The 14314-nt window shown below is 66.0% G+C and carries 10 protein-coding genes; 8 read left to right on the forward strand and 2 right to left on the reverse strand.

Annotation, left to right across the window (positions count from 1 at the left end; all coding sequences use genetic code 11):
* Nucleotides 1-12: 12 nt before the first annotated feature.
* A complete protein-coding gene (locus tag BFAL_RS02115; RefSeq protein ID WP_055426790.1) occupies nt 13-3393 on the forward strand; it encodes an FtsX-like permease family protein in 3381 nt (1126 codons plus the stop codon).
* On the opposite strand, the gene BFAL_RS02120 is transcribed toward BFAL_RS02115, so the two are convergent.
* Nucleotides 3377-4585 (reverse strand): glycosyltransferase family 2 protein, encoded by a 1209-nt coding sequence (locus BFAL_RS02120; protein WP_082440277.1) that lies wholly within the window; start codon nt 4583-4585, stop codon nt 3377-3379. The two genes, BFAL_RS02115 and BFAL_RS02120, sit on opposite strands and share 17 nt — an antisense overlap.
* Nucleotides 4586-4768: 183 nt before the next feature.
* Nucleotides 4769-5248 (reverse strand): hypothetical protein, encoded by a 480-nt coding sequence (locus tag BFAL_RS02125; RefSeq protein WP_055426791.1) that lies wholly within the window; start codon nt 5246-5248, stop codon nt 4769-4771.
* A gap of 651 nt (nt 5249-5899) precedes the next feature.
* Between BFAL_RS02125 and BFAL_RS02130 the strand changes: the two genes are divergently transcribed.
* From BFAL_RS02130 to BFAL_RS02160, 7 genes are all read left to right on the forward strand, one after another.
* Nucleotides 5900-7615: an FTR1 family iron permease gene (locus BFAL_RS02130; RefSeq protein WP_236691625.1), complete on the forward strand. Its 1716-nt coding sequence runs from the start codon at nt 5900-5902 to the stop codon at nt 7613-7615.
* Nucleotides 7616-7719: 104 nt separating this feature from the next.
* Nucleotides 7720-8412 (forward strand): iron transporter, encoded by a 693-nt coding sequence (locus BFAL_RS02135; protein ID WP_082440278.1) that lies wholly within the window; start codon nt 7720-7722, stop codon nt 8410-8412.
* Between the two features lie 226 nt (nt 8413-8638).
* Nucleotides 8639-9916, forward strand: coding sequence for a DUF2318 domain-containing protein (locus tag BFAL_RS02140; protein ID WP_055426793.1), 1278 nt, complete (start codon nt 8639-8641; stop codon nt 9914-9916).
* Nucleotides 9917-9937: 21 nt separating this feature from the next.
* The gene (locus BFAL_RS02145; protein ID WP_055426794.1) at nt 9938-11257 is read left to right on the forward strand and encodes an ABC transporter permease; all 1320 of its coding nucleotides are present in this window, start codon (nt 9938-9940) and stop codon (nt 11255-11257) included.
* A gap of 147 nt (nt 11258-11404) precedes the next feature.
* On the forward strand, nt 11405-12844 hold the full coding sequence (locus tag BFAL_RS02150; protein WP_055426795.1) for an ABC transporter permease: 1440 nt from the start codon (nt 11405-11407) through the stop codon (nt 12842-12844).
* A 100-nt stretch (nt 12845-12944) separates the two neighbouring features.
* On the forward strand, nt 12945-13742 hold the full coding sequence (locus BFAL_RS02155; protein WP_055426796.1) for an ABC transporter ATP-binding protein: 798 nt from the start codon (nt 12945-12947) through the stop codon (nt 13740-13742).
* A 17-nt stretch (nt 13743-13759) separates the two neighbouring features.
* Nucleotides 13760-14314, forward strand: a complete 555-nt coding sequence (locus BFAL_RS02160; RefSeq protein ID WP_055426800.1) for an FMN-binding protein — start codon at nt 13760-13762, stop codon at nt 14312-14314.

A 14314-nucleotide genomic window follows, 5' to 3' on the forward strand; every position in this document is an offset into this window, starting at 1 on the left:
GAGACGGGCACGATGACGAGGATGATTGGGGGACATGTGCGCGGAGGGTCACGACGTTCGTCGGCGCCGTCCGGCGCGGGCGTGTCTGCGGCGTTCGTCAAGGACACGCTGCGCTGCTGGCTGCGCGGATGGAAACGGTTCGTCTCCATCGCGGTCATCACGCTGCTCGGCGTGGCCGTGCTCACCGGCATCTACGCCGGCTGCCGCGACATGTTCCGCGCCGCCGACCGCTTCTACGACGCGCAAGGCCTGCACGACATCCAAGTGCTGTCCACGTACGGTCTCACCGACGCCGACGTCATCGCGCTGCGCCGTGTCGACGGCGTCGCCAAGGTGCAGCCCGAGCGCACGCAAAGCGTGACGACCGAAATCGATGGCACCGACAAAACCGTCACGATGCGTGAGATCGGCACGGAAGGGCTCGATCGGCCGCACCTCACCGACGGGCGCATACCGCGCAAGGCCGGCGAGATCGCCGTCACGCGCACATTCCTCAAGGACAGCGGGCTCAAGCTCGGCAGCCGTCTCACCGTCACGCCGGAAGAGGCCGACACGGCCGATGCGCTCGCCTCCGATGGTTCCGTCGATTCCGCCTCCGATGGTTCCGTATCCGGCGACACAACATCCGACGACACAGCCGAACAGGCCCCCGCCTTCCCGACCGACCTCACCATCGTCGGCGAAGTGCTCGACCCCACGGACCTGAGCAACCCCGACGGCATCGGCACCGAAGCGTTCCGCCGCTCCGCGACATCCGACTACACGTTCTTCGCGCCCAGCGCGGGCGTGACCGGCAACGTGTACACGGCCATCAGCCTCACCGTCAAGGGCGCCGCCGACGAAGACACGTTCGGCGACGACTACGACGCCATCGTCGGCGAAGTCGCCACCCGCATCGAAAACACCGTGCAGAACGCGCAACAGCAGTCGCGGCGGCAGACCATCGTGAACCGCGCGCAACGCGCCTTCGACACCGCGAAATCGGACGCCGAAACCAAACTCGACGACGCGCAACACCAGATCGACGACCAAAAGGCGCAGCTCGACAACGGCAGACAACAACTCAAAGACGCGAAACGCAACCTCGAAGACCAGCAAGTCACCCTCGAAAACAACGCGGAACGGCTCGAAGAGGGCCGCGACCAACTCAACACCGGCCTCACGCAGGCGCGCAACGGGCAGGCGCAACTCCAACAGGGCCTCGCCACCGCGCAGACCATGCGCGACGTCGCCGAGCAGGCGGCGTCCGCCGCCGATCAGGCGAAAGCGGCCGCCGACCAGGCCGTGACCGATGCGCGCGAGGCCGGCGCAAGCGATGCCGCGCTCGCGCCGCTGGAACAGGCCGCGAAGCAGGCCGGCGACACGGCCGTGCGGCTGCGCTCGCAGGCGGACGAATCCGCCGCGCAAGTGAACGGACTGCAGGCGCAACTCGACCAAATCAACGCGACCATCGCACAACTCGAAACACAATCGGCGCAACTCTCCACGCAAGCCGAACAGATCCGCACCGGACGTGTGCAGATCCGCGATGGATTCAAACAGATCGACGACCAACAGACGCAGCTCGACGAAGGCGCCGCGCAACTCGAACAGGCGCAGAAGGACCTTGACGCGCAACGCAAGACCGCGACCACGCGGTTCGCCACGCAACAGCAGCGCATCGACGACATCGCCGCCGCACGCTGGTACGTGCAGACACGCAGCTCCATCGACGGCTACAGCGCGCTCGATTCCGACGTGAGCTCCATCGAATCGATCGGGCGCGCGTTCCCTGTGGTGTTCCTGCTCGTCGCCGTGCTCATGAGCCTCACCACGATGACCCGCATGGTGGAGGAGGACCGCGGCCTGATCGGCACCTACACCGGCCTCGGCTACGGCCCGGTCGCCATCGCCATGCGCTACGTGCTGTTCGCCGTGCTCGCCTGCCTGATCGGCGGCGGGCTCGGCCTTGTCGCCGGATTCGTCGGCATTCCCGCGTTCCTGCTCGTCGTGCTCGAAGGCCTGTACACTATTCCCGGCATCCGGCTCGAATACGACTGGCTGTACGGTTCCGCCGGCATCGCACTGTTCGTCGCGGGCATCCTCATCGCCACGATCGCCGCCTGCGCGGGCGAACTGCGCCAGACCCCGGCCGCGCTCATACGGCCCAAGGCGCCGAAGGCCGGCACGCGCGTGCTGCTCGAACGCATCCCACCGGTCTGGCGGCACATGAGCTTCCTCAACAAAGTCACCGCGCGCAACATCGCGCGCTTCAAAAGCCGCCTCGTGATGACGGTCGGCGGCGTGGCCGGATGCACCGCGCTCATCGTGTGCGGTCTCGCCATCAACGATTCCGTCGCCACGCTCGGCGTGAAACAGTACGAGGACATCACCCGCTACTCGCTGATGGTCGTCGCCGGCGACTCCGACGCGGACGCCATGCGCGAACGCGTCGACGAGGACGGCCGCGCCACCAGCACGCTCGACCTGCGCGTCGAAAGCGGCGAGCTCGACGCCGACGATTCCAGCGAATCCGTCGAACTGCTCGTCGTGCCGAACAAGGACGCCGGGCGGCTCGACGACATGATCGCGCTACGCGACGCCACCGGCGACCATGAGGAACTCACGCTCGGCGCGGCGGGCGGCACGGCGGACGGCAGCGCGTCCGGTGCGTCCGGCGGCGTGATCGTCGACCAATCGGCCGCGAACGCGCTCGGCGTGAAGGCCGGCGACACCGTGACCCTGCACGATGCGAACATGCGCATCGGCGAAGCGAAGGTCGCCGCCGTCTCGCGCAACCTCATCGGCTCGAATGTGTACATGACCGAAACGCAGTACCGGAACACGTTCGGCGTGAACGCCGACGCCGACGTGACACTCAACGCGCGCCTCGCCATGCTCGACGGCACCGCAGACGAGAACATCGCCTACGCCGACAAGCTCGCGCGCGACCCGTCTGTGCTGAGCGCCGTCAGCACCGACAAACTCGAGCGCAGCTTCCAGTTCGAGCTGATGGCCGCGGTGGTGGCGCTGATCGTCGGGCTCGCGGGCGGGCTCGCGCTCGTCGTGCTGTTCACGCTCGCCAACACGAACGTCTCCGAACGCGTGCGCGAGATGGCGACGCTCAAGGTGCTCGGATTCTTCGACCGCGAAGTGCACCTGTACGTCAACAAGGAGATGATGATCCTCACGGTGGCGGGCATCCTCGTGGGATTGCCGCTCGGCCGGTGGGTCGGCGGGCTGCTCACCGCCGCGCTCGCCATGCCCGGCATGTACTTCGAGGTGGAGGTGCGCCCCGTGAGCTATCTGATCGCCGCGGCGGTGACGCTCGCGTTCACGCTGCTCGTGCAGTTGCTCACCAATCCGGTGCTCGACCGCATCGACCCGGTCGGCGCTCTCAAGAGCGTGGAGTAGAAGCGGCGCCCGGTGCGTCCGGTTCCTGCCGATCCGTCGCCGTCACCGCGCCCGCCGCACCCGCGTCGCCGTCGTCCTCGATGTGCATGTCCGCGCTCGACCATGGTTTCCGATCGCGTTTGAGCAGGTCGGCGCGCAGCCAGTACATGCGGTGCTCGAACCGCCGGATCAGCTGCGTGGTCGTGCAGCGCAGCCGTTGCGCCGGCGTGAGCCGCCCCGTCAGCCGCGACAGCGCCAGCAGATCGCTCTGATACGCGGCCCGATGCGTCTCGCGCACCGATGCGTCCATGTCCGGCGCGTCGAAGTCCTTCGCTGCCGGTTCGGCGTCGCATGCGCTCGCCAGCGCGTAGTAGCTGCGCGCGGGCAGCACGCCGTGCGCCATCGCGATGTCGAAGTTGCGCGCGGCGGCCGCGGCCATATCGTGCTGGTAGGCGAACTCGTGTTCCGGCGGCTCGTCGCCTTCGTGCTGCAGCTGGTGGTAGAGCACCACGTCGATGTCGGCGACCTTGCCCACGCGCGGGTACAGTTCGCCGGCCGTCATCGTCACGTGCGCGCTGGTGTCTTCGGGGAACCGCAGCCCCTCCCATAGGGTGCTGCGGTAGAGGCGTCCCCAGCAGGAATCGTTGAAATACCGGGCTTCCGTGTTGCGACCGAATTCGGTGCCGACGAGGCGCAGGCTTTTGCAGAACACGTTCTGGTACGCCTGCAGCGCGTCGGTGAACACGGTCACGTGTTCCGGCTCGCGCTCGCCTTCCGCCGTGGCTTCGGCCACGTCGTACAGCCGCGCGACGCCGAACTGCCGCCATCGCGCCTTCGCGAGGTCGGCGCCGGTGCGCAGTGCGGCGTGCAGCAGCAGCTCGACGTACCGGCGGTCGAGGATGTCGTCGCTGTTGACGAACGTCACGTACGCGCCGCGCGCGGCGTCGAGTCCCGCGTTGCGGGCCTTCGCCGCGCCGGCGTGCGTCTGGTGGATGACGGTCACGCGGTCGTCGCGCAGCGTGTATTCGTCGAGGATGGCGGCGCTGGCGTCGGTGGAACCGTCGTCGATGAGGATGATGTCGAGTCGCGCGTATGACTGCCGCAGGATCGAGTCGACGCTGTAGCGTACGTATTCCTCGGTGTCGTGCACCGGGACGATGACCGATACCAGTGGCGTGGTCTTCGGGGTGCCCGGCGGCGTGGTCAGCAGCATGTGGTGTGTGGTTCCTCGGTTTCCTCGGGATGATTGCATGATGCCCGGCCCGTGGTGCCGGAGCCGGTTTGTCCGGCTCCCAGTATGGCACGGGTGGTCTGAACGTATGCTGAATGCCGATGGAATACCCGGGAAATCCACGGGTGTGTGTTTGGCTGTGTGTGTTGTGGTGCGCTCGGCGGTTTATTCGGCGGTGCCGGTGAGCGCCTCGTTGGAGGCGATGACGGCCTTCGCGGCGGCGTCGAGACCGCTGGTGGCGGCGCGCAGGCCGTCCGAGTAGTCGCGGATGGAGGCGATGGCGGTGTCCACGTCGTCCTGCGAGCCGTCGGCGGGGCAGGCCGGGGCGTCGCCGAGCTTGTCGACTTCGGCCTGTGCGGCTTTCAGGTCCTTGAGCAGCGACGCGTCCTCCACGTCGTCCGCGGTGAGTGTGGCGGCTTCGTCCGCGCTTTCCTGCGTGGTCTTGAGCGCGTCCTGGTGCGTTTCGAGCGCGGTGAGCTGCGTCGTGCAGTTCTCGACGGATTCGGCGCTCGCGGTGCCGCTGCCGAGTCCGGCGGTCAGGAATATGGCGGCTGCTGCGGCCGCGACGACGATGGCCACGATGACGCCGGTCCTGTGGTCCTTCTTCAGTTGCATGGTGGATTCGTTCTGCTGCTCGCTCGTCATCGGCGATGCTCCTTCGTATGTCGGTGATGGGTGGGTATCAGGGTGATGTCGGTGGACGTCGAGGTGGGGTATCGGGGTTCGGGTGATGGGCGGTGGGTGTGCGAATCGGGTCACGCTCGCCCTGTGGCAGCTGGTTTCGCGCGGGATGCCGCCGTCTTCGGCCCGAATGATTGTACCCGAACGCCACCGTGGCGCAATCGCCGAGCCCCGGTTGCCCGAATTTCGTGTAAAACCGTGAGACGGCTCGGTGCTGCTGTGCGATTTGGTTCGGTCCGGTTCGGTCGTTATCCGGTATGGGTGCGGTTTTGTGCGCTGTGTCTCGGTGTGACGTGGCGCGGTTGCGTGGGGGCGAGAGGCCGTGTGTCTCATATCGTGAGACTATCTGTCTTAAAAGGTGTGAATGGTCGCGATGTGAGACGCACTGCGGGTGGAATCGTCGATGAAATTGCCGCAAAACCGCGGAATGTGCCCATAGTATAGCGTTATATGCCGCGACTGCCACGTGTCGCACCAAAAGTCAAGACTGTTGTTATCGGAATTTCTTCTCTATCGTTCATGGGGATTGTGGATTTAGAGAGGAATTTCGGGATGTCTGCGTTTGCGCTGCTCAAACGCGTTCCGGTGAGGCTCGTCGCGCTCGCCGGCGCGCTGATGATGATCGTGGCGGTGGCGGTCGCGCCCGTCGTGCCGCAGACCGCGCTCGCGGCCGATTCGTCGTCGAAGTCGTCCGGACTGTCGTCCGCGACCAGCGACGCCACGAACTACAAGACGTGGGGAGCCGTCGCCGAGGCGATGGCCGAGGAACTGCAGAACGGCCAGCACGAATACGAAAGCGGCAACACGTCCGGTGCCACCTCCGACTTCATGTCCGCGTACAACTCGATCTACGTGGCCTCGAACTTCACCGCCGTCGTCTCCCAGACCATCGGCGCGGACAAGCAGACCGCGCAGCAGCAGGCGTTCCAGGACATCCAGAACCTCTCCTACGTGCCGGGCAACAACGACCAGCTCGACCAGAAGATCACCGCGCTCGTCGCCGACCTCGACGCGACCGCCCAGCAGCTCGACGCGAACACCGGCCTCGCCAAGCCGAAGGAATACGCGAAGGCGCTGCAGGCCGAGCTCGACAAGGAGCGCAAGGAGCTTGACGCCAAAAAGAAGAAGAACCCCGGCAAGGGCAACCGCTCCTGGACCGACGTGGCCAACGAAATGACCCCGATTCTCGACAACGCCTACAAGGCGTACGAGAAGGGCGACGGCGCGAAAGGCGCCACACTCGTCAACGAGGCCTACTACCAGTACTACGAGAAGCTCGGCTTCGAGAAGAACGTGATGAACGCCATCAGCGGCAACCGCGTCTCGCAGGTCGAATACCAGTTCAAGATGTGCCGCAAGTCGATGAACACCGGCGCCTCCCTGAAAGACACCAAGAAGCTCATCGACGACCTCAAGGCCATGCTGGTCAAGGACGCGGGCATCCTCGACGGCGGCGCGGCCGACCAGGAGGGCGGCTTCACCAAGTTCATCACCAGCGCCGTCGGCCAGGCGTTCATCATCCTCGTGCGCGAGGGTCTTGAGGCGCTGCTCGTCGTCGCCGCCGTGATCGCCTACCTCGTCAAGTCCGGCAACAAGCGATTCACCAAGTGGATCTACCTGGGCGTGCTCGTCGGCCTCGCCGGCTCCGGCGTCATCGCCGTGATCTTCGGCCTGCTGTTCGGCGGCTCCGGCCCGCAGCAGGAGATCATGGAGGGCGTGTGCGCGCTCGTCGCCATGGGCATGCTGCTGTGGACCAGCAACTGGATGCTCAACAAGAGCTCGGTCGAGGCGTGGAACCGCTACATCCGCAACAAGACCGAAGCGGCCGTGGCCTCCGCGTCCGCGCAGGTCGAATCCGGCAGCAAGGTCGCGCTCGGCACCGTCGTCTCGCTCGCGATGCTGAGCTTCCTCGCCGTGTTCCGTGAGGGCGCCGAGACCGTCATCTTCTACGAGTCGATCTACTCGATGAGCCAGGATTCGAAGGGCATGTGGACCGGCGGCATCGCCGCGGCCGTCGTGCTCGTCATCATCTTCCTCATCATCCGCTTCACCTCCGTGAAGATCCCGATCGGCCCGTTCTTCCTCGTCACGTCGATCCTGATGGCCGTGCTGGTCGTCATCTTCGCCGGCGGCGGCGTGCACGCGCTCATCGAGGGCGACGCGCTGCCCGCGACATACCTGCAGGGCGTGCCGACGAACGACTGGCTCGGCTTCTACCCGTACGTCGAGTGCATCGTCGCGCAGGTGATCGCCGCCATCGCCGTGATCGCGCTGTTCGCGGTCGGTTTCGTCAAGCAACGCAGGCTCAAGGCGTCCGCCGCCGCGGCCTGACCGTGCGGCCGCCATGCACACAGACTTTCCCGAGTAATCGATAATTCAACCAATAATCCGTGAAGTTCCTTCACTTCCGTAATAGAGAAACAAAGGATAGAGAAATGATGAAGAACAAGAAGATCGCCGCCCTGCTCGGCGTGCTGCTCGCCGGTTCCATGGCGTTCTCGCTGGCCGCCTGCGGCTCCTCCAACAGCTCCGACACGGCCACCAAGTCCGGCTCGGACTCCTCGCAGTCCTCCGACTCCAGCTCCTCCGACTCCGCCGCCTCCGATTCCGGCGCCGGCTTCGAAGAGGTCCCGGTCGGCCCATCCGGCACCGCCGAGGAGCAGGATCAGGAGGCCGGCCCACTGACCGTCGGCGCCGTCTACTTCCAGCCGATCGACATGGAGCCGTCCTCCATGGGCCTGAAGGCCGCGGACGCCTCCTTCCACCTCGAGGCCGACATCCACGCCAACGAGAAGGGCACCGAGCTCGGCTACGGCAAGGGCGACTTCATCCCTGACCTGACCGTCAACTACGACATCATCGACAAGTCCACCGGCAAGTCCGTCGAGGGTGGCACCGCCACCTCCGGCACCTTCATGCAGATGAACGCCTCCGACGGCCCGCACTACGGCGCCAACGTCAAGCTCGACAAGGCCGGCACCTACCAGCTGAAGCTCTCGATCGAATCCCCGGCCAAGAAGGGCTGGATGCTCCACGTCGATCCGGAGACCGGTGTCAAGGGCCACTTCTGGACCGAGCCCATCGAAGTCACCTTCGACAACTGGGAGTACACTCCGCGTCAGTGGTAATTTCCATAGGAAATTACCACGGCGGAATGGCCGAGCCGTGAAGAAAACGCCAGAGGCGTTTTTAGGCGAGGGCGAACGACAGTGAGCCAGTATGGCAGGCGTTCGCATCAGCGAACGTCCGTATCGGCAAACCCGTGAAGAAAACGCCCCCTCGCCAGAGGGGGCTTTCGCCGTTAGGACGTTAGGACGTATATCAGCCGCAATCGGCAGACAGGAAAGGGCGCGAATGCTGGAACAATTCGTTGCGGTGATGCCGGGAACGCTGGCCCCCGCATTGCTGGTCATGTGCCTGAGTGTGACACTCACGGTCGGTGAAGGCAAGGACAAGCCGCTCAGCGCCCACTGGCGTCTCTACGGCCTGCTGTTCGGCACGGTCGCGGCCATCGTGTTCGCCGCGCTGCGCGCCACCGCCGTCATCAACCAGCGCACCTTCGTCAACCAGCCGGTCCTCACCGTGGCCGTCATCGTCGACGTGCTCGCCATCGCCGCCGTCATCGCCGGGCATTGGATCACCACGGACTGGCGCCGGCACGCGCCGCTCATGCACGCGGCGAACGCGGTCGGCGCGCTCGCCATCGCGCTCACCGTCTTCTACGCGCTGCCGGACGTCATCCTGCAGCTGACCATCTGGGTCGAACCGGGCGAAACCGCGTTCACCTCCGCGATGCTGCTGCGCGCGCTCGGATTCACGCTCGGCGTGGTCATGTCCGTCATCGTCGCCGCGATCTACCGCACGATGCGCAACACCGCCGTGCGCCCGGCGTTCACCACGGCCGCCGCGCTCATGATGGCGATACTGTTCGTCCAGCACGCGACCGGCCTGCTGCAGATCATCCAGGCGCATTCGCTGCTGTTCCCGCACGTCCTGTTCCAGCCGCTCGTCTGGTCCATCAACCACAACACGCAGATGATCATCGCGCAGGGCGTGGTGTTCGTCATTCCCGCCGTCGCGTCCGTCGTCGCCGGTTTCCGCACGCCCACGACGCCGCGCGCGGGGGAGAACGAGGCCGACGTGCGCCGGCACAAGGCGTTCCGCCGTCGTGCCGTCGCCGCGGCCGTGTGGAGTCTCGTCGCCGCGATCGGCGTGACCGTCACGCTCACTGTGGGCGTCGCCGCGACCACGCGCACGATCACGCTGTCGCCGCCGGAAGCGTATTCGCTCAAGGACGGCGTCGCGACGATCCCGTTCAGCCAGGTCGAGGACGGCCACCTGCACCGGTTCGAATACAAGGCGCAGGACGGCACCGAAATGCGGTTCATCATCATCAAGAAGAACGGCGGCGCGTACGGCATCGGCCTCGACGCGTGCGAGAACTGCGGCGACGCCGGATACTACGAGAAGGACGGCAAGATCATCTGCAAGAAGTGCGAGGTCGCGATCAATCTCGCGACGATCGGCTTCAAGGGCGGCTGCAACCCGATCCCGTTCCCGTACAAGACCGGCAACGGCAAGATCACCATCCAAACCGCCGATCTGGACGCGCTGAGCGCCCACTTCCAGTGAGATAGGGCAGGAGGCTCCATCATGTTCTTTCTGCGAATGATCGCGCGGTCGTTCACGCGTCAGCTACGCCGGCGCCTGCTCATCGCCCTCACCGTGTGCCTGTCGGCCACGGTGAGCGTGGCGATGCTCGGCGTCGTGTTCGACGTGGGCGACAAGCTCAACGCCGAACTGTCCACCTACGGCTCGAACATCACCGTGCAGCCGAAGTCGGACGCGGTCGTCTCCGACCTGTACAACACGGAGGGCTCCGCGGGCTCGGGCGCATCGTCGGGCGCCACGTCCGACCCGACGTCGTTCCTCAAGGAGTCCGACGCGAAGAAGATCAAGACGATCTTCTGGGCGTTCAACATCACCAACTTCGCGCCGCAGCTCAACGTCCACGCCGACGTGAACGGCGTGAACGCGCCGCTCGTCGGCACGTGGTTCAACAAGAAACTCAAACTGGAATCCGGCGAGACGACGGTCGTCGGCGTCGAGGGCATGCGCTCGTGGTGGACGCTCGACGGCACGTGGCCGAAGGACGATTCCGACGAGGGCGTGATCGGCGCGACGCTCGCGCAACGGCTCGGCGTGGGGCGCGGCGACACGGTCACGTTGACGAAGAAGACCGCGTCCGGCGAGACGCACACGCAGAAGATCCGTCTGACGGGCGTCTACGATTCCGGCGACGACGAGAACGGGTCTCTCTACCTCGCCTCGTCCACCGCGCAGGTGCTCGCCGACCTGCCCGATTCGGTCGACAAGATCGAGGTGAAGGCGCTCACCACGCCGGAGAACGATCTGGCGCGCAAGGCCGCGAAGAATCCGGCCGCGCTCAGTCAGGACGAATGGGAGACGTGGTACTGCACCGCCTACCCGAGTTCGATCGCCTACCAGATCGAAGAGGTGATTCCGGGGGCCGTCGCCAAGCAGGTGCGCCAGGTCGCCGCATTGCAGGGCAACGTGCTGCAGAAGACGCAGGCGGTGATGATCCTGATGACCGTGCTGAGCCTGATCGCGGCTGCCGTGGCCGTCGCGAACCTGATGGTCGCCTCGATCGGGGAACGGTCCAGCGAACTCGCGCTGCTCAAGGCGATTGGCGCGACCGATGGCGCCGTCTCGCGTCTGATGATGGCCGAGACGGCCGCCGTCTCGCTGCTCGGCGCGATCGTGGGCGCGCTGCTCGGCTCCGGTGTGGCGCAGATCATCGGGCAGGTGGTGTTCGGTTCGGGCATCACGATGCGTCCGATGGTGTTCGTGCTCGTGTTCGTGCTGCTTGCGCTCACGGTCGCCGTGGCGAGTGCCTCGTCGATTCGTTCGATTCTGAGCCTCAAGCCCGCGGAGGTGCTCCATGGCCGCTGAGTTCGCCGCAACAGGCCTCCGGTCGAAGAGCCTGCCGAGGGAGTTGCCGGGTCTTTTCTCCTGGCCCCCTCTGTTGAGTGGGCTGTCGGCGGAACCGACCGGGGGAGAGTGCGAAACCCGCATCCAAGAGCGTAAAGGAGATCATCGATGACGAATACCGGCATGTTCTTCCGGATGCTGTTCAGCGCCGTGTTCCGCCGCCGTTCGCGCGCGGCCATGGCCGTCATCGCGTCGACGGTCGGCGCGGCCACATTGTTCTGCCTCGCGATGATCTGCATCGCCGTGCCGCAGCAGATGAACCAGGAGATGCGCGCGTACGGCGCGAATCTCATCGTCACTCCTACCGGTGACACGACGGGCGCGACGGGCGACGCCGCCGGTGATTCCGGCGCGGCTGGCGCGTCCGGCTCGTCCGGTGATGCTGACGCCGCGAAGGCCGCCGGCATCGATGCGGCGATGGTCGAGCACACCACCGAGATGGTCGCGGCGAAGGGCGGCGAGAAGCACGCGACGTACCGGTACGAGAACGTGCGCGTCAACGCAGCGCCGTACGTGATGGCGGGCGTCGACGCGGCGGCCGTACGCAACCTCAACCATCATTGGGTGGTGGACGGCTCGTGGCCGACCGCCGGCAAGGTGCTCGTCGGCCGCGACGTCGCCGACGCCATCGGACTCAAGGTCGGCGGCTCGATCACCATCGGCTACCGCGCCTCCGACAACGCGTCCGGCGCGTCGTCCGCGGATGCGTCGAGTGCGGCTGGCGAGTCCTCCGGCGCGTCGTCCGCGACTTCCTCGGACCCCTCTGATGAGGGGGCTGCCTCGCACGGCGAGGCGGGGGGAGAGACTTCCGCGCAATCCGCCGAATCCCCCGAATCCGATGCGGCCGCGCAATCGTCGCAATCGTCGCAGCAGATGCAGGACGGCCGCGTCTCCAGCGACATCATGGACACGACCGGCACGGAGTTCCGCGTCGCAGGCATCGTCGATACGGGCGGCAGCGAGGATTCCATCATCTACGCGACCAACGCGGACGTCGACAAGCTCACCGGCGTCAAACGCGGCGTCGACGTCATTGAATACTCGTCCGGCGCAAGCGACCTGAACGCGCTCGTCACCAGCATCAACGACATGACGTCGATGCACGTCAAGGCGCAGCAGGTCACCAAGATCACCGCCTCGGACACGCGCATCATCACGATGCTGCAGACGCTGTTCTGGATCGTCTCGCTCGTGGTGCTCGTGCTCACGCTCGTCGGCGTCGGCACGACGATCAGCTCGATCGTCTCGCAGCGGCGCAACGAGATCGGCCTGCGCAAGGCGCTCGGCGCGAGCTCCGCCGCAATCGGCGTGGAGTTCTACGTCGAATCCGCGATATACGGCCTGCTCGGCGGTCTCGTCGGCACCGCGATCGGCTACGGGCTCGCCAGCTGGCTGTGCGTGGCCGTGTTCGAGCGTTCGCTCCCGTTCAACTGGGGTCTCGGCGTCGCGTCGGTGCTGCTCGCCGCGATCGTCGCCGTCGTCGCCTCCATCCCGCCCGTCCACCGCGCCACGCGCATCGACCCCGCCGTCGTGCTACGCGAGGAGTGAGCCGGCGCGACCGCCGCGTGCCGGCGCGACCGCGCGGAACCGCCGAACCCGTCGTAACCCGTAACGTAACCCGCTGTAACCCGTCGTCAAAGGAACACCAATGCTGCTTGAACTCGACCACATCTCGAAGATCTACGGCGACCTCCACGCCGTGGACGACCTCACCCTCACCGTGCCGGAAGGCGAATGGCTGGCGATCGTCGGCTCGTCCGGCTCCGGCAAGACCACGCTGATGAACATGATCGGCTGCATGGATTCGCCGTCGAAGGGCTCCGTGAAGCTCGAAGGCCGCAAGCTGGAGGACCTCAACGCCTCGCAGCTCGCCGACGTGCGCAAGAACATGATCGGCCTCGTGTTCCAGAAGTTCTACCTCGTGCCGCACCTGACCGCCGTGGAGAACGTGATGGTCGCCCAGTACTACCATTCCGTCGTCGACGAGAAGCAGGCCATGGAGGCGCTGGAACGCGTCGGCCTCAAGGACCGCGCGCACCACCTGCCCAGCCAGCTGTCCGGCGGCGAACAGCAGCGCGTGTGCATCGCCCGCGCGCTCATCAACGAGCCGAAGCTCATCCTCGCCGACGAGCCGACCGGCAACCTCGACGAGAAGAACGAGAAGATCGTGCTCGACCTGTTCCGCCAGCTGCACGAGCAGGGCACGACGATCATCGTCGTCACGCACGACGCGCTCGTCGCCAGCTGCGCGCAGCGCGAGATCATGCTCAACCACGGCGTGCTCGTCGGCGAGAAGTGGAACGACGAGCAGGCGCGCGCCGCGTACGAGGCGGCTGGCGGCAGGCCCGCATCCACCGGTGCGCAGGTCGAGGGCGCGCAGACCGGCGAGACCGCCATCGGTTTCGCCGATCCGACCAAGGCAGCCAAGACCGGCGGTGAGGAGTGACCGATAGGATGGGCGACATGGGTACCAGTACAAGCGGCACAAGCAGCAGCAAGGCGACGAAGGCGATCGCACTGACCGCCGCCACGTTGGCGCTGCTCGGCGGCGTGGCCGGCTGTGGCGAGTCGAAGGCGACGCCGATGGACGACCAGTACGCCGGCAACTCGGGCGAGACGGAGCAGTCGCAGGAGGAGCAGTCTCAGTCGGGCGACGGCTCCGATTCGTCCTCGTCTGATTCGTCGTCGTCCGGTGACTCGTCGGGCGTGAAGGACACCGGCAACTACAAGGACGGCACGTACTCGATCAACGGCCAGTACGGTCCGGTGGGCGAGGATTCCATCGACGTGCACATCACCATCAAGGACCAGAACGTCGAGACCGTGGAGGTGATCGGCCACCCGTTCACGTCGATCTCCAAGCAGCATCAGACCGATTTCGCCAACGCCATCAACGGCGTGGTCGACGGCAAACCGCTCAAGGGCCTCAAAGTGGACAAGGTCGCCGGCGCCAGCTGGACCTCCGACGCCTTCAACAAGGCCCTCGACCTCGCCCGCCAACAAGCCTCCATCCAATAA

Origin of the sequence: Bifidobacterium aesculapii (assembly GCF_001417815.1) — a bacterium.
GTDB lineage: Bacteria > Actinomycetota > Actinomycetes > Actinomycetales > Bifidobacteriaceae > Bifidobacterium > Bifidobacterium aesculapii.